The organism is Bacillus cereus group sp. N11, from assembly GCF_016483605.1.
In the GTDB taxonomy this organism is placed as follows: Bacteria; Bacillota; Bacilli; order Bacillales; family Bacillaceae_G; genus Bacillus_A; species Bacillus_A toyonensis.
On record NZ_JAEHBN010000012.1, the window covers coordinates 127,423 to 149,413 of the forward strand.

The following is a 21,991-nucleotide window of genomic DNA, read 5'->3' on the forward strand; positions in this document are numbered from 1 at the left end:
CCTTATTTCATCATTGGAATGTTAACGCCTTTTTCTTTCGCTGTTTCAACAGCTAAGTCATATCCAGCATCTACGTGACGAACAACACCCATTCCAGGGTCAGAAGTTAATACGCGCTCAATACGTTTTGCTGCCGCTTCTGTTCCATCTGCAACGATAACCATTCCAGCGTGAAGTGAATACCCCATGCCAACGCCACCACCGTGGTGAACAGATACCCAGCTTGCACCGTTTACACTATTAATTAATGCATTTAAAATTGGCCAATCTGCTACTGCATCACTACCGTCTTTCATAGATTCCGTTTCACGGTTTGGAGATGCTACTGATCCGCAATCTAAATGGTCACGGCCGATAACGATCGGTGCTGATAATTCACCATTCGCCACCATTTCATTAATAATGCGGCCAAACTTCGCACGCTCACCGTAACCTAACCAACAAATACGTGATGGAAGTCCTTGGAACTCAACTTGTTGACGTGCCATACGAATCCAGTTACATAAATGTTCATTATCAGCGAACTCACGTAAAATTACTTCGTCTGTTTTATAAATATCTTCTGGATCACCAGAAAGTGCTACCCAGCGGAATGGTCCCTTTCCTTCACAGAATAATGGACGAATAAATGCTGGAACGAATCCTGGGAAATCGAAAGCATTTTTCAAACCTTCATCAAAAGCAACTTGGCGAATGTTATTTCCATAATCAAATGTAATTGCGCCTTTTTCTTGCATCGCAAGCATTGCTTCCACATGTTTTGTCATGCTTTCTTTTGATAATTGTACGTAACGTTCTGGATCTTCTTCACGAAGTTTTGCTGCTTCTTCTAATGTGTAGCCTACTGGAATATAACCGTTTAGTGGATCATGAGCAGATGTTTGATCCGTAACTAAATCTGGCGTAATATTACGCTTCACTAGTTCTGGTAAAATCTCCGCTGCATTTCCTAATAAGCCAATAGAAATCGGTTCTTTCTTCTCTTTATACTCGTTCGCAACAGTTAATGCTTCTTCTAATGATTCTGTATACATGTCACAATATCTCTTTTCAATACGACGATCGATGCTGCGCTTATCAACATCAATAGCAATGATAACACCGCCGTTCATCGTTACAGCAAGAGGTTGTGCACCACCCATCCCACCTAAACCGGCAGTAAGTGTTAATGTACCTTTTAATGAACCACCGAAATGTTGACGAGCCGCTTCACCAAACGTTTCATATGTTCCTTGTAAAATACCTTGTGTCCCAATGTAAATCCAGCTACCTGCTGTCATTTGTCCGTACATCATAAGACCTTTTTTCTCTAGTTCACGGAAGTGATCCCAGTTCGCCCACTTCGGTACTAAGTTTGAGTTCGCTAACAGTACGCGAGGTGCATCTTCATGTGATTTAAAAATGGCAACTGGTTTTCCTGATTGAACAAGTAATGTTTCATCGCTTTCTAACGTTTTTAATGAATCTACAATCGCCTGATAGCTTTCCCAGTTACGAGCCGCACGGCCAATTCCGCCATATACAACTAATTCTTCTGGCTTTTCAGCAACTTCAGGATCTAAATTGTTCATTAACATACGAAGTGCAGCTTCTTGAACCCACCCTTTCGTTTGTAACTCCGTACCTCTTGGCGCGCGAATTGTTTGTTTTACTTTTTCCATTTCAATCTCTCCCTTTTCTCATTTTATAGTGCTGCTTTTACATCTAATCTTTCTTTTATCGAATCATTCGTTTTTAACCAATGCGTAATATTTTCAATATCTGTTGAGAATATACGGTCATTTGTAATAGAAGGTACTTGCTGACGGCCTTGATGGTAGAAGCTCTTCGTCACTGTACTCATGTTTTCAATTCCGCGATATTCCGCTGCTTGCATCGCACAAATCATCTCAATTGAAAGAACACGTCTTACATTTTGAATAATTTGATGTGCATGGCGTGAAGCGATTGTTCCCATACTTACGTGATCTTCTTGGTTAGCTGATGACGGGATTGAATCAACACTCGCCGGATGTGCTAACGTTTTATTTTCAGAAACAAGTGAAGCAGCTGCGTATTGCATAATCATTGCACCAGACTGCAGTCCTGGTTCTGGACTTAAAAATGGAGGTAAATCATTTAATTGCGGATTTACTAAACGCTCAATACGACGCTCTGAAATATTTGCAAGTTCCGCCATTCCTACTTTTAAGAAGTCCATCGCAAACGCAATCGGTTGACCATGGAAATTACCACCCGAAATTACTTTTTCTCCGCCATCAAAGATAAGTGGATTATCTGTTGCTGCATTCATTTCAATTTCTAATTTTTCTTTCACATAATTTAAAACTTGCCAAGAAGCACCGTGTACTTGCGGGATACAGCGAAGTGAATATGCATCCTGTACACGTAGTTCTCCTTGTTTTGTTGTTAACTTACTATCTTGAAGGATGTCACGAATTCTGCTCGCGACTTCCACTTGCTCTTTATAACCACGTGCTTTATGAACATTTTCATCAAATGCATCAATAATGCCTTGTAATCCTTCAATTGTCATCGAAGCAATTAATTCCGCTTGATATGCAGTTGCTTCTGCTTCTATATAAGAAAGAACTCCTTGCGCTGTCATCGCCTGCGTACCATTGATTAATGCAAGCCCTTCTTTCGCTTCAAGTTCAATCGGTTCAAGACCTTCTTCTGTAAGAGCAACCATCGCATGAACGCGTTTCCCCTTATAGAACACTTCACCTTCGCCTAATAATACAAGCGCAAGATGAGATAAAGGTGCTAAGTCTCCACTCGCACCAAGTGAACCTTGTTGCGGAACGACTGGGTGAATTTTGCGATTTACAAACTCAAGAAGCATATTTACAACAAGCGGTCTAACGCCAGATACTCCTTTAAGCATCGTGTTCGCTCGTAAAATTAACATACCGCGAGATACTTCTTCCGGGAATGGATCACCTATCCCGCATGCATGTGACTGAATTAAATTATGTTGAAGTGCCTTTACATCCTCTTTTTGAATAAGCACATCACTAAACTTTCCAAATCCAGTTGTAATACCGTAAACAACTTTTCCGTCTTCTACGATTTTCTCAACTACTTCGCGGCACTCCGCCACCTTTTGCATACTAGTTGGGCAAGCTGTTACACCTTCCCCTTCAAGTAATAACTTCTTCATTTCTTCAACTGTCAATGTATGTCCTGTTAACGTAATCATTCTTTTTTCCTCCTTAAAAAGGCAAAAGGGGACCTTATCTTTTTAAGACAGACTTCTGTCCTAAAAAGTAAGGCCCCCTTCTAACTAATAGACTATGGGCAAATCATATGTGATTAATTCCTAAACCAATCGCCTCATGCTCAGATCCTTTTACAGGTGCACCAATCGTTCCATAAAGTGCAACAGCAACCCATTCGCCTTCTTTTTTTCCGTCGTATGGTGTACCGCGCACAATTGCAAAACGAAGTCCTACTGTACGAAGAACGTCTGCTAACTGAATTTGACCTCTCGTCACTCCGTACAAAGCTTCCATTATTGCATGATAAAGTGCATGTGTTTCTCTGTAAACATCCGTTTCAATAACTCGGTTGCTTTTAGCCGCTGTTTCCATTGCCGCTACGACCTTTTGCGAATTCATAGAACCCACTTTCCCTGTACAATATTTCCAACCTTTTGGAATAGATAATACAGGGCTTTCATTCTCATCCGCAAGTGCCAACAGCATGGCCATACGACCAATTCGATGTGTTCCTTGAAGAAGCATGTGACTCTCTCATTTCTTTTAATTATTTGAATATTTCTTAATTTAAGAATAAATGAAAACGGTTAAATCGTCAATAGTTTAAACTCATATTCAAACATTTTTTCACCTCCCCTAATTTTATGTACACAAATTATTTACACAAAATTTCCAGGCATGCTATATTTTCACTAACAGATGAAAAGGGGCGAAATTTCAGTGGCGAAACGAAAAGATATTCATTTTCGAATTGAAGAAAATTTACTTGAAAGGTTTGAGGCAGCACTCCATTACGAAGGCTTAAAGAAGACAGATGCATTAACACATGCGATTCAGCAATTTTGCACGAAGGTGGAATCCGAAAAAATGAATGATGTAAAACGCCAATACAGCGTCAGCAACCATTTACAAACACGTATCCATACGCATAAACGTTTCGAAGAGAAACAAGTGAATTTAGATGAAGTCGTCCTTGAACATTTACAACTTCAAGGAAAAGAAAACATATTAGAAGTTGGGTGCGCGAGCGGAAAATTCCTTTCCCTTTTACAAACTAACGGTCATAAAGGCCAATTAACCGGATTTGATCAATCGAAAGCCACGCTTTCTGAAGCCGCTAAAAAAAGTACTAGAATTGAATGGAAACAGGGTGATGCTAGTAAACTTCCATTCGAAGATAATTGTTATGACTGGATAATCGCAAGACATATGTTATACCACGTGAAAGATGTAAAAAGAACCATTCAAGACTTTTATAAAGTCATTCGTCCTGGCGGTACACTTTTAGCTACAACAAATTCTAACGTTTCATTACCTCGTATAGTTGAAATGTGTAACAAGATGTTAGCCGCATTTGATTTACCGCAAACATCAGCAGCGGTTTCTCCATTTTGTTTAGACAATGGTAAGGAGATATTACAATCTGTTTTTCCAACTGTTGCAGAAACAGTTATTCATAATGCACTCGTTTTTCATCACGCTACTCCGATCGTAAACTATTTTCTAGCATGTTCCCATCACTGAATATACCAGACAATATGTATCTTCACGCCGAAATGAAGGAATGGCTACAAAAAGAAATAGAAAATGAATTATCACTTCATAACGGTATATGGCATGATCCGAAAACGGTAGCGATTTATCGATGTAAAAAAGAAAAAAGCTAGCAAATGCTAGCTTTTACACGTTTTCTCATAAAAGTTTCTCCATCACTACATTGCCTTTACCACAATAAAAATTTGTATTATGTTCGTCTGCTACTCCAAAATAAGAAGCAATCGCTATTCCGAATGGTACAAATGCATGCCCTTGTGCTGTAATGATATTTGAGTGCTGCACAACTTCTTTATACACGAAATTTTCTACTGGAAAACAATCGAATCTTTTATAATCTATGGTCGCTGTATAAGATCCCCCTTTCAATAAGCCTGCCTTTGCCAATGCATACGGTCCAGCACAAATTGCTGCCACTAATTTTTCCTGTTCATAAAATTGCTGAATGATTGAAAAAAGAGGTTTTGCATCTTTCAACTGTACTTCTTCTCCACCTGGAATAAGTATCCCCTCATACTCATCTACACGCACTTCACTTAATTCTATATGCGGCTGCACTTGCAACCCCGTTTCACTTATAACCAGTTCCTTAGTTAAACCTGCTGTAATGATTTCATATTTATTTTTCAGCAATGCCGTTGCTACCGTTATTTCAAACTCGGCAAATGTTGGGTACACAAATAAAAGTATTTTTTTCATAACCCTCTCTCCTTCAACCATTTCATAAAATATGCCTCTAATTCGTCCACTGTTAATCTATTCGTGTCCACATAAGTTACAGGAAATTGTTTATACCATTCTTTTTCAGTTTCTACTAATTTAAGTTGTTCTTCAAATGTACTTCGGTTTCTTACCCTATCATTATTTTTTCTATCATATACATTCTCTTTCGAAACGTCTAAATAAAAAATTGCATCCGAACGGCATTTTCTTAGTTCACATAAATCATCTTGCAATTCTGTTTCTATATCCCACTCTTTCCCTATTAATTTCGGATAAAAAAGTGTATAGAACTCAATATCTTCTGGCCCACGATCAAAAATCACCGTTGATTCCTGGATATTTTGAAACTCTTTTATTTTTGCTTCAATGAACATTTTTTGATTTGTTATAAAACCATCTTTTGAATTCATATCTAAATTTAATTCTTTTCGCTTTTCTACAATTCGATATGGATTTTCATATATAACCGATAACCCATGTTGCTCTAGCCTTTTAGCTACTGTTGTTTTCCCACTTGCCATCGGTCCTTGTAGTGAAATTACATATGCCATCCCACTCATTCCCTTTCCATATAATATATTGATAATATACAGAATTTTGAAAACTATCAACAAAATATATATCATCTTGTTTCTTATTCTTATGTAACTTATAATAAAAGATAGAGATTATGACGAACGCAAAAATAATGTAAGCTTGGAAATCCAAGCTTACATTATTTTTTGCTTTCCCTTTTCTAATAAAAAGAGTATACTAGATTAGAACGTATGTTCTTAACGATTACATACAGTAAGGAGATAGAACAATGGTATACGACACAAAAGCAATTTCTTGGAATGAATCTTTAAAACAACTTCAACGCCGCTATACAAACAAACAAGTTGACCGAAAAGAATTTGAAGATATTGAACTAATGGAATTCTTCCGCGATAACGACTACATTTCTTTACCTACACATATAAGCGGCCTATCAACAGCACGTTTTACTTCTTACTCTATTTTCACAACTGAAGATAAAGATCGTAAAGTTGGCACACTTATTATTGAGTATGTTGAAGACGATAATAATAATTTATGTGTTGAACAACTATACTTTGTTTAAATGATTACGCTTGGTCAAAATGACCAAGCGTTCTTGCTTTCTATGAATCTCAATGTTTATAATATGAATAAAAGAAAATCGAAATCATTTAAGGGGGGATATACTTGCTCGAAGGATGGTTCAGTTGGTTCATTGTATTATGGACTGTCATTTTATTAGGACTTATGTCTATCGGTGGATACTTTATGTTCAGAAAATTTTTAAAACGATTACCAAAAGAAGATGGTATGTCCATTTTAGATTGGGAAGAACACTACATAAATAAAACGAGACATTTATGGGCTGACGAACAAAAACAATTGCTAGAAGAGCTTGTAAGTCCTGTTCCAGAACTATTTCGCGACGTTGCCAAATCCAAAATCGCTGGTAAAATTGGAGAACTTGCATTACAAGAAAATGCCTCTCAAATTACACAAGACTTAATTATTAAAGGATATATTATTGCCACACCAAAGCGTGATCATAAATTTTTAGTAAAAAAGCTACAAGAAAAAGAGATTGATTATTCAAACTACAAGTCTTTACTCGCAAAATAACTTCACATTATTTTCGATAAAAAAGACAGCGCCTTTGACGCTGTCTTTTTTATTTTATACATATACAGTTTTAAGTTAGCTTCATATCTTTTTCATTATAAAAACCATCTTCTTTTTCCATTTCCTTCTGTAATTTCGTAAAGGAACGGTACATCGCAATTCTCCATGATACAATCATCGCAAACGCAAGTAAGAAGAACATGCCGCTAAGTTGTCCTAAATCAAGAGATTGACTTAAGTATGTTTTAAATACAATCCGTACTACAAGTAATCCAATTAATATAAAAACAAATGCTTTTGAACGCTTCAAGTAAATCTCTTGTCCTCTAATTTCAAATTTAGATGTTTTAATAAGAAAAATAGAGAAAATCAAACCAACACCAATTGCTTCTAACATTTCTGCTGGAGTTAATCGAAATTCAGGAAAAACATACATCAATGCTCCCGTACTCATAAAAAATGGCGGAAGTATAATTTTTTTCAATGTTGCAGGTTTCTTAGCTGCTTTTAAACGAATAAACATCGCACCGACAGCCATACAAACAGCAACGATACTTGATAAAAGAACTATGTTCATATTTTCTCATCCTTTTTTGTGGCTATATGCAAAATATACTTTCATTATATGCTTTTCCGTTAGTATTTCCAACATTTTCACAGAATAATACTAAAAACCGGTAAAACCACCAAATAAACTTGAGAAATATACGATAATTTTCGTCATCCAATTAAAGTATAAGAAGATACCCATGACAATCATAATGTATCCTCCGACTTTCATAAAGGCCATACTATTTCTTTTAATCCAAGACATTTTCGTAATAAAGAATGAAAGTACGAAAAATGGGATAGCAAATCCAAGTATGTAAGCAATCATATAAATCATTGCTGATTCTGGGTTTGTTGCTGCTAATCCAATTACGGACACTAAAATAGGTCCAGTACATGGCGTCCATCCTGCAGCAAAGGCCAATCCAATTAGAACTGATCCAAAATAGCCACTCGGACGATTTTTAAATGTAAATTTACGATCTTGCATTAAAAACTTCGGCTTAAATACCCCAACAATAATAAGACCGAACACGATGATAAATATACCACCTAGCTGTCTAATTAAATCTTTATAATCTGTAAAGATTCCTCCGATAAAACTTGTACCAAATCCAATTGCAATAAATATAATTGAAAATCCAAGTAAGAAAAACGCTGTATGTATCATACTTCTTTTGCGAAGCATTGCATTTTCTTCTTTCAATTCAGAAACCGACATACCTGTTATGTACGATAAAAATGCCGGATAAAGCGGTAAGCAACATGGGGAAATAAATGATAAGAACCCAGCGCCAAACGCTAAAAAAATACTAATATCTTGCATAATTCCACTCCTCTCCTTACATATTGTAGCAAAAACACATAAAAATACTATGAACAATTCGTGAACTCACTTTTACAACGTGGTAATAAGAAAAACCACTCTTTCTCACAGTTTCTAATAAAACGTTTTCATTTCCTTCTATTATATAGAAAAATCTCAATTGGATTAGGAAACTCCTTTAATTGTTATTAACATAACAAAGGTAACATAGTTTCTCAAATGATTAGCACGTATACGTACGTTTATATGCATATTGATTTAAAAAATTTTTTTCAAATGCTGTCTTTATACAATACAAAGCTGATTTTACAATACTTTTATAATTAACAATTTCAAGATTATGCATAAATATCATACTTTTATTATTATTCTATAAAATGTCGCACTTTTCTTTTATTTGACCCTACATTTTTAATTTTGTATACTTCCCTCTAGATATATTTTCGTTACGGAACAACTTCACATAGATGGGAGGAATTTTTCATGCTTCGTTATTCTCTTTTAGTTTTATTAGGAGCGTGTAGTTATGGAATTTTAGCTATTTTTGTTAAACTTGCATATGCAGAAGGATTTTCACTTGGAGAGGTAATTGGCAGCCAATATTTGTTCGGTTGGATTATTTTGCTGGCTATTACACTTCTATTTTCTAGACACCGCGTTCCATTAAAACAAGCATTAATTTTATTCGTTGCAGGAACATCTGCAAGTTTTACTGGAATTTTTTATTATGCTTCATTAAAAACTGTACCAGCTTCTATCGCAATTATTCTTTTGTTCCAATTCGTTTGGGTCGGTATTATTATTGAAGCTATTGTAACAAAAACATTACCTTCAAGGGAAAAAGTTATTTCGGTTATTTTCTTACTTGTAGGTACATTTTTATCAAGTGGTTTACTGGAAAAATCGGCAGGTACTTTCGATACAACAGGAATCATTTTAGGGCTATTATCTGCTATTACATTTGCAACATACATTTTTGTGAGCGGAAAAGTTGCTGTTGAAGTACCTTCATTACCACGTGGTGTCCTGTTAATGGCTGGCGCTTTAACTTTAGTTATGATCGTATTCCCGCCAACATTTATTATGAACGGTGCCATTTCTCAAGGACTTTGGAAATACGGCTTAGGATTAGGAATATTTAGTATCGTTATTCCGTCTATTGCCTTTACAATTGGTATTCCAAAAATCGGTTCTGGCTTAGCGACTATTCTTGGTGCAGCAGAGCTACCAGTTACAACAATTATGTCTGTATTCGTTTTAAAAGAAGCTGTACTATCTTCACAGTGGATAGGTGTATCACTTATTTTAATCGGTATTGCAATTCCGCAAATTGCATATGCAATGCGTGGACGTTATCAAAAACATCATACACATAAAAAAGTGGCAGCATAAAGTGAAACTTTAATTAGTGGGGATTTTGTTCATCCCCACTAATTATTAGCTCACATCACTCGGGCATTAACGAGAGAGGATTTTCATTTGAGAATCCTCTCTTTTATTGTTGTATACTTATAGTAAATACTTCGCTTAAGAAAGAGGGCATAATACGTGGCATCTATTCCAAATCAACTAACAGAAAAACTTATTTCCATTCGCCGACATTTACATGAGTATCCAGAACTATCATATGAAGAGTTTGAAACAACAAAAGCGATAAAAAATTGGTTAGAAGAAGCAAATATTGCTATTATTGATTCCAATTTAGAAACAGGAATTATCGCTGAAATTTCTGGTAATCAAAATGGTCCAATTATAGCAATTCGTGCTGATATTGATGCCCTTCCTATTCAAGAAGAAACAAACTTACCATACACTTCAAAAATTCAAGGTAAAATGCATGCTTGCGGACATGATTTTCATACAGCAGCTATTTTAGGTACAGCTTTCTTATTAAAAGAAAAGGAATCTTCCCTAAATGGAACGGTTCGCTTTATATTCCAACCAGCTGAAGAAAGTAGCAATGGTGCTTGCAAAGTTATTGAAGCTGGACATTTACATGATGTACAAGCTATTTTCGGTATGCATAATAAACCTGATTTACCAGTAGGTACAATTGGCATTAAAGATGGTCCACTAATGGCTGGAGTAGATCGATTTGAAATTGAAATTCACGGTGTCGGGACGCACGCAGCTGTACCAGATGCTGGTGTTGACCCTATCGTCGCATCCTCTCAAATTGTTATGGCACTACAAACAATTGTAAGTCGAAATATTAGCTCTTCACATAATGCCGTTGTAAGTGTTACAAACATTCATTCAGGAAATACGTGGAACGTTATTCCTGAAAAGGCAACATTAGAAGGAACAGTTCGTACATTCCAAAATAAAACACGAGAAAAGATACCAGCTTTAATGGAACGTATTATTAAAGGAGTTTCTGATGCATTAAGCGTAAAAACAGAATTCCGTTTTTATTCAGGTCCTCCTGCTGTTCATAACGATACATCTCTAACCGACTTATCTACTCAAGTTGCCGAAAAAATGAATTTAAATATTATTTCTCCTAACCCATCAATGGCCGGAGAAGACTTCTCCTTTTACCAACAAGAAATACCAGGTTCATTCGTCTTTATGGGAACGAGCGGTACACATGAGTGGCATCATCCTTCTTTTACAATTGATGAACGAGCACTCCCTATAAGTGCAAAATACTTTGCTTTGCTAGCTGAAAAAGCTCTTAAACAATTCTCATAGAAAAAAAAAGCCGTTAAGGGGTACTTAACGGCTTTTCTTATTAAGTTAAATCGCGTTTTAAAAATACTGTATAGGAAATACTTAAAAATACAAATAAATACAGCAATAACATACATGAAGCAAATGGGAAGGTTACTCCTTCAATAAAGCTTCCATTCTTGGCAATACCGTATAAATCTGTGTTTGCCGGCAATAAATATTTCACCCAATTATATCTAGTTGCTGCTAGTAACGCAATATTTCCTGATAAAGCAAGAAACAGTGAAATACCGATCGCGCCCCCACTAGATCTTGTTAACACAGAAATCATAAATGCAAACGCTGCGTACACAAGAGTTGGCAACCACGATAAAATGTAATATTTACTTACTTCCACAAAAATATTTTGTTTTATAATATTTCCATCTTGAAAAATAAATTCACTCCATGCAGGCTGTTGGAATTTATAAATAACAAGTCCACTTAAAGCGGAGAAAATCATATTAAATATAAACAATAAAGCTGCAAATATAACGATTGCTAAAAATTTTGCTGTTAAAATTTTAAATCGACTCGCCGGACGGATTGTTAAAAATTTATATGTTCCCCAGCTATATTCATTCGCAAAAATTGTACTTGCATACACGAGGATAAATGGAAGCAAAATTGGAAATACGATAAAACCTGTATCTCTCATGAAAGAAAGTGGAGAACTGCTTGCTGGTGCTATATCCGTATCTAAATGCTTCATTTTAAGCTGATATTCCTTTACAAGCTCGTCCCCCGACCTTTCTGCTAAAATAGCTTCTTTTTTCATACCAAGCTTTTTCTCAATTTCTACCGTACGTTCTGTATAATCTGCTTTCCAACCCTTTGTTTCTGGTTCTAAATACTTTACCGTAACCCATCCTAATCCAATTATTAATACTGCAATAACCGCAAAAGGAATAATCGTTCTTTTACGCTTAAATATTTTATACAGCTCGTTATACACTAAATTAAACAATATCTTTTCCCCCTGTTAATTCTAAAAATTGCTCTTCTAACGTTTTTCTTTCTTCATATACACGATAAACTTGAATATTTTTCTCAAGCAAAGTACGAATAACATTTGGGATTTCTTCATCTTTTACATTGATAAGTAGATCATTACCTTTTATTACAACATCACATTCTAACATTTCCGCTGCTTTATTTGCATCATCTACACGTATACGGATCGTCTCCATCTCTTCACTATGACTATGCTGAATATTTTGCGTCGCTACATATTCTCCGTGTTGAATAATAATAACTCTGTCACACATTAATTCAACTTCTGAAAGTAAGTGACTAGATACAAGTACTGCTTTTCCTTGTTCATGTGCAATTTTCTTTATGTACATTCTCATTTCATGTATTCCACTTGGGTCTAGTCCATTCGTTGGTTCATCTAGTACCAATACATCTGGATTATGAATAAGCGCCTGAGCAATCCCTAAACGTTGTCTCATACCGAGTGAATATGCTTTTACTTTACGGTCAATTACTTGTCCCATTCCTAACAATTTCACTACTTCATCGATACGTTCTTCTGTCACATTCCCATTCATTCGGCCGAAATATGTTAAATTTTCGTAGCCGCTCAAAAAAGGATAAAATTCCGGTGTCTCAATTACTGCACCAATTTTCGCAGCAGTTTTTTCAAATTGCTGTTTTACAGATTGACCATCAATCCATACTTCACCTTCTGTCATACGGATCATACCGACCATCATTCTCATTAAAGTCGTTTTTCCAGCACCATTTGGTCCTAGCAGGCCAACAACTTCACCTTTTTTAACTTCGAAACTAATATTTTCTACAAGTGTCTTTGAACCGATTCGCTTCGTTAACCGCTCAACTTTTACAATTGATTGTTCATTTGTCATTCTATACAACCTTTCCTTCCCATTCTTTGTCAGGTCTTTTCACTCTAACACGATTATTTTCATGTGTAAAATAGAAAAAGGCATGATTTTTCATGCCTTTTTCTCAAACTGAAACAAATTTCCGTCTTTTAAACTTCGAACAAATCGACAACATTGCATCATCGATAATACGACGACAGCCATCATAATTATACCAACAACTGCTATTGCATATATTGTAATTGGTGCACTATTTATTCCTTGTATCCCTGCTATTTTCATAAAGATAATCGTGAATAATTTCAAAAATAACATCCCATGAACTAGACCGAAAACAAACGCTGCTCCATAAATGAATAATTGCTCCTGACATAATAAACATAGTATTTCATTTCTTTTCATATTCCCTACTACATAAGATTTAAATTCCTCTCTCCTCACTTGCAGAAGAGAATTCGTCATTTTATACGTAATAAAAATACATATAAAAATCAATACAATAAACAGCGTGTAAAAACACATTTGAAACAAAAATGTTGCCCCTACTTTCCCAGCCGCTAGTTCATTAAATTGTAGCGACATCATAAAAAACAAAATTGCAGTACACATGGCAATCCACATGAATTGCTTTATCCTTTTGGCAGCAAATGTTCTTATATTTTTTCTCGCTAACCGACATAAAGACATAAATTTCTTCCCCTACCTTATAACATACGCATTCTATACTACTAGTGTATAAAAATATGACATTACAAACATCGCACTATAATCTGAATCTTTTCTAAGTCTTTAGTCCTAGAAAGGCAAATGGGAATTTATTCATATTTAAATTATAATTGTAAAAAGAGGAGGGTTTATACTATGCGTATAAACGTATTATTTATCTTATCTTTACTTTTCTTTACTAGTTGTAACCAAATAAAAAATAATGAAGTTGCTTCTGTAGAAGCTTACAAGTTAACAAAGGAACAGTCTTCTATTTTACAAATGACGCCTATTCAAGAAGGAAATAGTATGTTTTATAACGTTACACTTAATAATGATAAAGATGAAATAAATGCTACGATTGATTATTATCAAAATGGTAAAAAAGTAAAAGAGATTACTAACATCGCTTCATCACATTTTCTAGAAAAGAAAATAAAACTCTCTTTCATACCACCACATTTCCAATTTGATAAAGATGTAGAAGAAAAAGGTCAATGGTATATTAATATTGACGGTGGTTCAACGCTTGCTCCTGAAGAAGCACCTCTAGGTGTAAATAGTTCTGTAACTACTACAATTCAATCTGCAAAAAATTTAAGATATAATCAGAAAACAATTTTAGCTACTGTAATCCAAACAAGTAAAGAAACTGTAAGCGTCCCTACAATTGATGAAGAAACAGGTATTGACCTACTCTTAAAAGAAAATGAACACGTTTATCTTTTCAGTATCGAGCTAAAAAAAGAAAAATAAAACGGAAATGCACTTAAGCTGCATTTCCGTTTTATTGTTTAATAAGGTGTACTTTTATATATTCGAATTAAATCTATTTACCGTTACTAATATTACTCATCTTCTACTTCTATTCGTTTCTTCTCTCTTGCAATTTTTAAAAACTCTAACAGCTCTGGATTACTATTCATTTTTTTATAAGCTACCGACATTTCTGCAACAAAATTAGAATCATATAACTCTTTATATACAACTTCTGTTTTATATAATTTATTTGCCGATACAGGGATTACTGTAATCCCAATCCCTGCTGCTACAAGCCCCATAACTGTTTGATATTCTGTTGCTTCTTGTACAATTTGAGGACTAAAGCCAACCTCTCGACAAAGAGATAAAATTGTATCATACAACGCCGGCCATACTGGTCTCGTAATAAATACAAACGGTTCATCGCGTAAATCTTCTATATGTATTTCATCTTTCTCTGCAAGTGGATGTGCCTTTGGCAAACATAAAGTACAAGATAACCTTTGAATTGGTTCTAACTCTAATAATTGTGTTGAAATTGGCGGCCGTAAAAATCCAATATCAATACGATTATCATGAAGTGCATGCACTTGATCTGGTGTAGATAATTCATGTAATGCGACAGACACTCTCGGAAATTTCTTTCTATACTCCCTGACGATAGACGGTAAAATATCATATATCGCCGCACCTACAAAACCAATTGAGAGTGATCCAACTTCTCCCCTTTGCGCACTTTGTGCAACTTCTACTGCTTTTTCAATTTGCTCAAACGCTTTTTTTACTTCTTTTAAAAACATTTCTCCTGCTTCTGTTAATTCAACCTTTCTCTTCGTTCTTGAAAATAACAAAACTCCCATTTCTTTTTCTAATTGCTGAATTTGTTGACTAAGTGGCGGTTGTGTCATTTGTAAACGAGCAGCCGCTCGTCCAAAGTGTAACTCTTCTGCCACAACAACAAAATATTGCAAATGCCGTAATTCCATTTTAGACACCCTTTTCACTTTCAATTAATACGTCTAATATATTAATAACATATAATTTATATATTAGACAAATATTTTGAATGAACGTATAGTAGAAATTGTTAATTCTTTTTTACAATTTTTATGTAAAAAAAGAAAGAGGTGGTTACTGTATGAAATGGTGGAAGTTAAGTGGACAAATTTTATTATTATTTTGTTTCGCTTGGACAGGTGAATGGATCGCAAAACAGGCACACCTCCCAGTTCCAGGAAGTATAATCGGTATTTTTTTATTATTAATTTCATTAAAATTTAACCTAGTTAAAAAAGAGTGGATACAGGACGGAGCAGACTTTTTATTAAAAGAACTTATTTTATTTTTTATTCCTTCTGCAGTCGCTGTTATTCGTTACAAAGATACACTATCACAATATGGAATCGATCTCATTTTAATTATTATGATTAGTACACTTTGTGTTACTCTCGTAACAGGACTATTAACAGAATTGCTACTTAAGCGGAAAGGATCAACGCAATGATCGGCTTTCTTTGTTTACTATTAACACTATTGACATATTGGATATCTAAAAAAATGTATCAACGTTGGAATTGGAGCTTACTTTCTCCTCTCCTTGTCTGTCCCATTATTTTAATCGCTTTATTGCTTGGACTAGACACACCTTATGAAACATATGAATCTGGTGGTCAATGGCTAACAGAATTATTAAAACCTGCAACAGTTGCTTTTGCATGGCCAATCTATAAATACTTTGATTTATTAAAGAAATACGGAATCGCCATCTTACTTAACGTCATCGTTGGTTCATTTTTATCAGTTATTACTTCGGCACTACTAGCAAATTATTTTCAAATTGATTCGTCACTAGAACATAGTTTAGCACCGCATATTGTAACGACACCAATCGCAATGGCTATTTCAGAAATGATTGGTGGCATGTCACAATTAACAGCTGTATTTGTCGTTTTAACTGCCTTAACAGGAGCATTACTCGGCCCTTCCCTTATACGTATTTGCCGCATTAAAACCGCGCTCGCAAAAGGTATTATGTTAGGAACGAGCGCAAATGGAACTGGTACATCAAAAGCATTCGAAATCGGCCCTGTTGAAGGAACAATCGCAAGTTTATCCATGCTTTTAACAGCGGGTGCTAGTTTAGTTATCGTTCCGCTTTTCTTATCTTGGATACATTAAAAAGCAAGTATTTACATACTTGCTTTTTCATTTATATATTGACATATTAACTCGTAATCCTCCGGAAAAGCTAACGATAATTTTTCAACTTCCTGTATCCCTTTCCAGTCAATTTCATGTATTAACTCATCAGGATCTTGAATTTTCATACTACCGCCTATTTTTTTAACAAAGTAATAATGAACATACACTGGAATTCCGTATGTAATACCTTCTTTTTCGTATATTTTATTTACAACTTCCACATTGTAGCCTGTTTCCTCCCAAACTTCCCTGATACAACATTCTTCTAGTGTTTCTCCCTTTTCAAGTCCTCCACTTGGTACAGACCACCTTTTTTCTTCCCCTTCTTTGCCTTGCAGCACCATTAAAATTTCATTTCTGTCATTCATACATATAGCTGCCGTACCTATCCATCTCTCCATAAACATCCCTCCCCTACTAAAATTCGCCTTCTTTTTTATTTTTCCCTTGAAAAAAGAGGAAAAAAATAAAACGGTGACGAAAGAATACATCAACTTCATAGGCAGTCCCTTCTTAGAAATTAAAAACGGAAGGATGAAATTATGATTTCTAAATATGTTGTGGAATGTGTCTTTTGTGAAGAAAATCGAAAACCTCGCCAAGCTACCGTCACAGTTCCCGCCACTTCTCAACTACTAGCTATTCAAAAAGTGCGGGCTGAATGTAAACGCCGCTTTGGAAAAACGTTATTATTGCAAACAGAGGTTAAAGAAGAAATAGTTTTAGAACAAAAAGAAAGCTGACCATCAGTTGGCCAGCTTTCTTGTCCGATCATATTTTCACATGAAGATTAGGGGCATCCTCTTTAAGGATCGGGATTTTCCCATTATGTACGTTCCATAATGGTCATCGAACAATATATTTCTATGCAATTAAGTATTGAATAGAATAGGGCAAAACTTGTTCGCATTTTTAGAAAAGGGATAGGGATATAATTCAAGTAGTACTTCGAATACTCGAACTTTATACTCATAATATTAATGCAAATTCTTTTATATGGGAAATATGAATTACTTATATAATTCATTCGTAAAATATATTAATACCTTGCTATAGTAGTTTTATTCCATCAATAACATACATCCGGCTAAAACTGGCGTCATAATCATTGAAAATCTCAACAGCATGCGTGGTGCATAATTTGTAAACTTCGCACCGATATATGCTCCTAACATCGTCCCAATTAATACTTGCAATAACAATATATAATCTAAATACCCTTCCGAACTATATCCAATCCCGCCTCCAATTGCAATCGGTAATATAACAAGCATAGTCGTTCCTACAGATTGCTGTATCTTTAATCCTAAAAGAACCATTAGTCCAAGTTGTATAAAAGGGGCTGAACCAATCCCGAATGAACCAGCCAACATTCCAGTAACTAATCCTAAACATATACATCTCATCAAGTTGTTTTTTGAAAGTTTTTTCTGTCCACATAAGGGTGGCTGTTGCTTATTTCGAGACATAATCAATTTAATAAACATAAAAATTGCTGATAAAAATAACATCCCAGCTGTAAACCAATGGAGAAGATGTGCTGGTATAAGCGAACCAAACTTTGAACCGATATAAGAACCAAGCGCTCCAAATCCACCAACAATCCCGCCTATCATAAGTACAACATTTCCTTCACGATAATGACTTATAACTCCAGATAACGTCGTAAATGCCATAGCAGTTAAAGATGTTGCAAGTGCAACGTGAATAGGAATATGAAATACTAAAGTGAGTATCGCGATAATAAATCCAGCTCCCCCTGCTCCAACAAATCCTAATAAAATACCCATTAATAACATCGTTATAATAATTGCCACATACTCTCCCTCCAGTATCCCAATTATCTACTATACGCCCTCTTCCATACAAATAAAAAGCATCCTATCCGGATGCTTTCACTACTTTTCTATATTGAAAATATGTAATCAATCTTGATTAATTAAAATAACAGCAGGACCAGCAACGACTACTCCAGCTACTTCTATCTTTTCAAATTCCTTTACTGTAATAGATATAACACCTTCTCTTTCCATCAATTCTTTACTCAGGACTTCAGTCGGTATCGTCTTCACCGTCTTACCTCCTTTTCATTTATACAATATGATAAAGCGACACTTTAATCAGTGGGGGTTTTGGCCACCCCCACTGATTATTAGCCCTCATCAACCAGGCTTTTGCGAGATAAAAACAACCCAATACATCCATATATATGCATCACCTCCACTTTCATTCCTTATTCCATCCAAAATTCATATTCCCTTTCTATAACATATTGAAAAATAAAAAGAAGCTATAACATATAGCTTCTCTCTAAGTTTCTTTACCCTCTCTGTACCTTATATGTCAAAACTCTACCATCTCTATCAAATTGGAAAATAAGCTGTTCACTATCTATTGGAATGAAGCCACGTTCTGTCCCAAGATAGTACAAAGTGATGACCCCTTCTTCCTCATTTCTCGTTTCAGTAGGCGTTCCTAACAATTGTGTAATTTCTTCATTTGATTTCCCTATTAATTTATATTTTTGCATGAAATCATCTACCATATGTACCCGTTTCTCTTCGTCATTTAACCACCGATCTCGATTAAAATTGGAAGTGTACTCATTCATACTTAATTGTACAGCACACACTATTAATGGAATGATCCCTACTATCATTACACGTAACATTTGTTTCTTTTCTTTATTACGACTTGTAGAAGCACGTAAGATGACTCTTTGAATCATGACTAATAAAATAAATGGCATAACTACTACAAAAATACTCTTTACACTTAATGACATATGAACTATATCGATAACGAAAATAAACGCAATGTACATGACTATATACAAACAAAAATAAACATACAAAATCCCATGTAATAGAGCACCCAGAAAAATCTCCCCCTTTTTAATTCACCTGGCAAAGCATTTCTCTTATCTTTTGTAACTCTTGCGCTGTATATATTACTTCCCCTGTTAAAACTTCATTTTTGAAAAACGCTACGATTTGCTCCCTATCTTTTAATCTAGGTGTGTCCTCATTAGAGAGATCTAGTACTTCTTTACCACTCTCATTATAAAAATATACAATTGGCTTTACGTTTTCTTTTACAATATCAACTTGCAATTCTTTCAAACAATTGTATAAAATTTGAGATTGTTTCTTCGCTTTATATACTGGATTCCCTTCATTTTTCACTTGTATAGTTAACGAATCTTCACCTGTAATACATTCAAGCGTCTCTTCTTTTTTAATTTCTTGTTGATACTTACCTATTTCATCAAGCATAAATGAATATATACTAGCATTCTCTTTCGTTACACCATGAATTAATTTTCCTGTCCACTCTCTCGTCTCAAGTAAATACATACCAGTTTTATATAAGATAAGATGATGGATTCGAATATCGTTTATTCCAAGTTTATCTCTAATAAAAACATTCGGCATAATATGAAATTCATCTTCTTGTATGATTTCTTGTTCTAAAAATCCTTGCTTCATATAATGTAATGTTTCATGCGTATTTACTTCAGCGCTATTTTTAGTATACTCTCGTAAATCTGCAATTAACTTTTGAAACATATGTATTTCATTACTATGTTTATCTTGCATTTCACTACGTTCTTTACTATGTTGCATAGCTAATTGATTTTTCATCATACGCATATTTTCAAGTTCTCTAGCTGTACTAACTTGTAAATCATTATACTTTTTCTGTTCCATATTTTTTAACGTATTTTGTTGCTCTTTATGTTCTGTAACCGTGGCTGCAATTTCACTTTCATACGTTTCAATCGCTTGCTTTTTTTCAAATTCCACCTGCTGGCTCTCTGATTCCAACTGTTTATTTTTATAAAACAGTACGAATACTGCAGCTAATAATATTAAAATTACACCTATTAGCACATAATCCATATTTTTACTCCTTTATTTCAATTTTTGATTATTTTTTATAAATATCCCCATTGTATTATACTATGCTTTTAATATACAACTTGTGAAAATTACTTTTTTCATAGAGTGACACGTTAATCAGTGTTTTGTTCTATCACCCACTCATTATTAGCCCTCACCAATCGGCCTTTTACGGGCAACTCCCACCTATCTTCCTCGCATTCGCCGAGATTCTTACTGCCTGCAAATCGCGGGATAAAAGGTATCTCAGGCGAGATACCTTTTACGTTGACTTTATTATACACCATACTGAATATAACTCGAATCATAATATATCCATTCATTTCCACCTAATCCGAGCCAGCCATCTTGCTTACACCATACTCGATATGCCTCACCATGATGTAACTGTCTTATAACATTTCCACTTAATGATGGAGCATCCCGTAGATTCACATTGTCACCAGTAATAGTCGCCACATAATGTTTATACTGAATATAACTCGAATCATAGTATATCCATTCATTTCCACCCAAAGCAAGCCAACCATCTTGTTCGCTCAAAACTTCATATGATTCACCTCGATTTAGCTGGCGAATTACACTAGATTGTAAAGATGGTCCAGTCCGTAAATTTACATTATCGCCATTAATTACAGCAACACCGTAAACTGGAGTTGCATTATTAGGCGGAGAAACATTCCCTCCACCACTCGATCCATTCCCTTGCAAAGCTTCTAATGAAACTGCTGCTGATACATCACAATTTCCTACACCTGAAATTTGACCAGAATCAGTGTATTGCCACGCTGTCCACTCTGTCCATCCACCAGCATCAGCAGGCGGTGTACTAGAATATCTAGCAATCCAAAGTGGAATATCACTTAACCCGTTAATTCCAAACTCATTAATATACCAAACTCCTGTATATAACATTACATTTTTTCCAGTAGCCTGTTTCACATAATTTATGAAACTTCTTGCCCAATTAGATATAGCGGTACCAGTTAAATTACTATTACTCGGATCTGTTGGTGACTCTAAATCTAGAACTGGCATTAAGTCTGTTTGATTGCTTTGTAATATACTCACAAAATATTTCGCTTCTGAAATTGCATCATTTTGTTCTGGATGTGCAAAATGGTATGCACCGATTAATACATTCGCATTTCGTGCCGCTTGTACATTTTGAACAAAAGTAGGATCAAGATAATTTACACCTTCTGTCGCTTTTGCATATGCTGCTGGAATGCCAGATGCCTTCACTGCATTCCAATCAATACTCCCTTCCCAATGAGACACATCGATAAACGTAACATTTGAACTCGATCTGTTTTGCATATAAAATCTCCTATCAAATTTTTTCAT

General features: G+C 35.1%; 26 protein-coding genes and 1 pseudogene. 9 read left to right on the plus strand and 18 right to left on the minus strand.

The annotated features are described in order from the left end of the window. Positions 1–2: 2 nt before the first annotated feature. The 3 genes from hutU to hutP all read right to left on the minus strand — a co-directional run bounded on the left by hutU (position 3) and on the right by hutP (position 3,746). Positions 3–1,661 carry a urocanate hydratase gene (gene hutU / locus JDS98_RS19860; RefSeq protein WP_199634235.1) on the minus strand — a complete coding sequence of 553 codons (1,659 nt, stop codon included), beginning with the start codon at positions 1,659–1,661 and terminating at the stop codon, positions 3–5. 23 nt (positions 1,662–1,684) lie between these two features. Further along, positions 1,685–3,202, minus strand: coding sequence for a histidine ammonia-lyase (gene hutH / locus JDS98_RS19865; RefSeq protein WP_199634236.1), 1,518 nt, complete (start codon positions 3,200–3,202; stop codon positions 1,685–1,687). 103 nt (positions 3,203–3,305) lie between these two features. Continuing rightward, the gene (hutP, locus tag JDS98_RS19870; protein ID WP_000926519.1) at positions 3,306–3,746 is read right to left on the minus strand and encodes a hut operon transcriptional regulator HutP; all 441 of its coding nucleotides are present in this window, start codon (positions 3,744–3,746) and stop codon (positions 3,306–3,308) included. A 195-nt stretch (positions 3,747–3,941) separates the two neighbouring features. Between hutP and JDS98_RS19875 the strand changes: the two are divergent. Beyond that, positions 3,942–4,888: pseudogene (locus tag JDS98_RS19875) on the plus strand (class I SAM-dependent methyltransferase). 25 nt (positions 4,889–4,913) lie between these two features. Here JDS98_RS19875 and JDS98_RS19880 read toward each other — a convergent pair. Both JDS98_RS19880 and JDS98_RS19885 read right to left on the minus strand, forming a co-directional pair. Next, positions 4,914–5,474, minus strand: coding sequence for a DJ-1/PfpI family protein (locus JDS98_RS19880; RefSeq protein WP_000722206.1), 561 nt, complete (start codon positions 5,472–5,474; stop codon positions 4,914–4,916). After that, on the minus strand, positions 5,471–6,058 hold the full coding sequence (locus JDS98_RS19885; RefSeq protein WP_199634237.1) for an AAA family ATPase: 588 nt from the start codon (positions 6,056–6,058) through the stop codon (positions 5,471–5,473). Before JDS98_RS19885 ends, JDS98_RS19880 begins: the two co-directional genes overlap by 4 nt. A 245-nt stretch (positions 6,059–6,303) precedes the next feature. Between JDS98_RS19885 and JDS98_RS19890 the strand changes: the two genes are divergently transcribed. Together JDS98_RS19890 and JDS98_RS19895 are read left to right on the plus strand one after the other, a co-directional pair. Beyond that, entirely contained in the window at positions 6,304–6,600 is a 297-nt protein-coding gene (locus JDS98_RS19890) for a hypothetical protein (RefSeq protein WP_000262403.1), read from the plus strand. A gap of 104 nt (positions 6,601–6,704) precedes the next feature. Next, on the plus strand, positions 6,705–7,136 hold the full coding sequence (locus JDS98_RS19895; protein ID WP_000889376.1) for a DUF2621 domain-containing protein: 432 nt from the start codon (positions 6,705–6,707) through the stop codon (positions 7,134–7,136). Between the two features lie 70 nt (positions 7,137–7,206). Here JDS98_RS19895 and JDS98_RS19900 read toward each other — a convergent pair whose 3' ends face one another. The 3 genes from JDS98_RS19900 to JDS98_RS30620 all read right to left on the minus strand — a co-directional run bounded on the left by JDS98_RS19900 (position 7,207) and on the right by JDS98_RS30620 (position 8,677). Further along, positions 7,207–7,713 carry a CcdC family protein gene (locus JDS98_RS19900; RefSeq protein ID WP_001028440.1) on the minus strand — a complete coding sequence of 169 codons (507 nt, stop codon included), beginning with the start codon at positions 7,711–7,713 and terminating at the stop codon, positions 7,207–7,209. A 90-nt stretch (positions 7,714–7,803) separates the two neighbouring features. Then, positions 7,804–8,511, minus strand: a complete 708-nt coding sequence (gene ccdA / locus JDS98_RS19905; protein ID WP_001152675.1) for a cytochrome c-type biogenesis protein CcdA — start codon at positions 8,509–8,511, stop codon at positions 7,804–7,806. Between the two features lie 16 nt (positions 8,512–8,527). Next, positions 8,528–8,677 carry a peptidase T gene (locus JDS98_RS30620; protein WP_073990665.1) on the minus strand — a complete coding sequence of 50 codons (150 nt, stop codon included), beginning with the start codon at positions 8,675–8,677 and terminating at the stop codon, positions 8,528–8,530. A 317-nt stretch (positions 8,678–8,994) separates the two neighbouring features. Here JDS98_RS30620 and JDS98_RS19910 point away from each other — a divergent pair, with 317 nt between their 5' ends. Together JDS98_RS19910 and JDS98_RS19915 are read left to right on the plus strand one after the other, a co-directional pair. Next, positions 8,995–9,903, plus strand: a complete 909-nt coding sequence (locus tag JDS98_RS19910) for an EamA family transporter (RefSeq protein WP_000947021.1) — start codon at positions 8,995–8,997, stop codon at positions 9,901–9,903. A gap of 156 nt (positions 9,904–10,059) precedes the next feature. Next, entirely contained in the window at positions 10,060–11,205 is a 1,146-nt protein-coding gene (locus JDS98_RS19915) for a M20 peptidase aminoacylase family protein (protein WP_199634238.1), read from the plus strand. Between the two features lie 40 nt (positions 11,206–11,245). Here the strand turns inward: JDS98_RS19915 and JDS98_RS19920 are convergent, their stop codons facing one another. The 3 genes from JDS98_RS19920 to JDS98_RS19930 all read right to left on the minus strand — a co-directional run bounded on the left by JDS98_RS19920 (position 11,246) and on the right by JDS98_RS19930 (position 13,760). Beyond that, a complete protein-coding gene (locus tag JDS98_RS19920; RefSeq protein ID WP_000482778.1) occupies positions 11,246–12,190 on the minus strand; it encodes an ABC transporter permease in 945 nt (314 codons plus the stop codon). Beyond that, positions 12,183–13,094 (minus strand): ABC transporter ATP-binding protein, encoded by a 912-nt coding sequence (locus JDS98_RS19925; protein ID WP_000180632.1) that lies wholly within the window; start codon positions 13,092–13,094, stop codon positions 12,183–12,185. The genes JDS98_RS19920 and JDS98_RS19925 overlap by 8 nt, the downstream gene beginning before the upstream one ends. 90 nt (positions 13,095–13,184) lie before the next feature. Further along, positions 13,185–13,760 (minus strand): FtsX-like permease family protein, encoded by a 576-nt coding sequence (locus JDS98_RS19930; RefSeq protein WP_097958444.1) that lies wholly within the window; start codon positions 13,758–13,760, stop codon positions 13,185–13,187. Positions 13,761–13,934: 174 nt separating this feature from the next. On the opposite strand from JDS98_RS19930, the gene JDS98_RS19935 reads away from it, so the two are divergent. Beyond that, a complete protein-coding gene (locus JDS98_RS19935) occupies positions 13,935–14,534 on the plus strand; it encodes a hypothetical protein (protein WP_001222410.1) in 600 nt (199 codons plus the stop codon). Between the two features lie 92 nt (positions 14,535–14,626). Here the strand turns inward: JDS98_RS19935 and alsR are convergent, their stop codons facing one another. Next, positions 14,627–15,526: an acetoin biosynthesis transcriptional regulator AlsR gene (gene alsR, locus JDS98_RS19940; protein ID WP_000423218.1), complete on the minus strand. Its 900-nt coding sequence runs from the start codon at positions 15,524–15,526 to the stop codon at positions 14,627–14,629. Between the two features lie 152 nt (positions 15,527–15,678). On the opposite strand from alsR, the gene JDS98_RS19945 reads away from it, so the two are divergent. Both JDS98_RS19945 and JDS98_RS19950 read left to right on the plus strand, forming a co-directional pair. Further along, positions 15,679–16,044 carry a CidA/LrgA family holin-like protein gene (locus tag JDS98_RS19945; protein ID WP_000872363.1) on the plus strand — a complete coding sequence of 122 codons (366 nt, stop codon included), beginning with the start codon at positions 15,679–15,681 and terminating at the stop codon, positions 16,042–16,044. Beyond that, positions 16,041–16,718 carry an LrgB family protein gene (locus JDS98_RS19950; RefSeq protein WP_098821720.1) on the plus strand — a complete coding sequence of 226 codons (678 nt, stop codon included), beginning with the start codon at positions 16,041–16,043 and terminating at the stop codon, positions 16,716–16,718. The genes JDS98_RS19945 and JDS98_RS19950 overlap by 4 nt, the downstream gene beginning before the upstream one ends. An 11-nt stretch (positions 16,719–16,729) precedes the next feature. On the opposite strand, the gene JDS98_RS19955 is transcribed toward JDS98_RS19950, so the two are convergent. After that, on the minus strand, positions 16,730–17,143 hold the full coding sequence (locus tag JDS98_RS19955; RefSeq protein ID WP_000442987.1) for an NUDIX hydrolase: 414 nt from the start codon (positions 17,141–17,143) through the stop codon (positions 16,730–16,732). Between the two features lie 141 nt (positions 17,144–17,284). Between JDS98_RS19955 and JDS98_RS19960 the strand changes: the two genes are divergently transcribed. Continuing rightward, the gene (locus JDS98_RS19960) at positions 17,285–17,485 is read left to right on the plus strand and encodes a DUF3903 domain-containing protein (protein ID WP_000624210.1); all 201 of its coding nucleotides are present in this window, start codon (positions 17,285–17,287) and stop codon (positions 17,483–17,485) included. 318 nt (positions 17,486–17,803) lie between these two features. On the opposite strand, the gene JDS98_RS19965 is transcribed toward JDS98_RS19960, so the two are convergent. From JDS98_RS19965 to JDS98_RS19985, 5 genes are all read right to left on the minus strand, one after another. Then, complete coding sequence (locus JDS98_RS19965; protein WP_098821721.1) at positions 17,804–18,559, minus strand: sulfite exporter TauE/SafE family protein; 756 nt, start codon at positions 18,557–18,559, stop codon at positions 17,804–17,806. Positions 18,560–18,667: 108 nt separating this feature from the next. After that, entirely contained in the window at positions 18,668–18,814 is a 147-nt protein-coding gene (locus JDS98_RS19970) for a BC1881 family protein (protein ID WP_000849372.1), read from the minus strand. A 248-nt stretch (positions 18,815–19,062) separates the two neighbouring features. After that, positions 19,063–19,566, minus strand: a complete 504-nt coding sequence (locus JDS98_RS19975; RefSeq protein ID WP_002109353.1) for a hypothetical protein — start codon at positions 19,564–19,566, stop codon at positions 19,063–19,065. A gap of 70 nt (positions 19,567–19,636) precedes the next feature. After that, positions 19,637–20,644, minus strand: coding sequence for a nuclease-related domain-containing protein (locus JDS98_RS19980; RefSeq protein WP_000386795.1), 1,008 nt, complete (start codon positions 20,642–20,644; stop codon positions 19,637–19,639). 276 nt (positions 20,645–20,920) lie between these two features. After that, positions 20,921–21,964: a GH25 family lysozyme gene (locus JDS98_RS19985; RefSeq protein WP_001181410.1), complete on the minus strand. Its 1,044-nt coding sequence runs from the start codon at positions 21,962–21,964 to the stop codon at positions 20,921–20,923. Between the last annotated feature and the right edge of the window lie 27 nt (positions 21,965–21,991).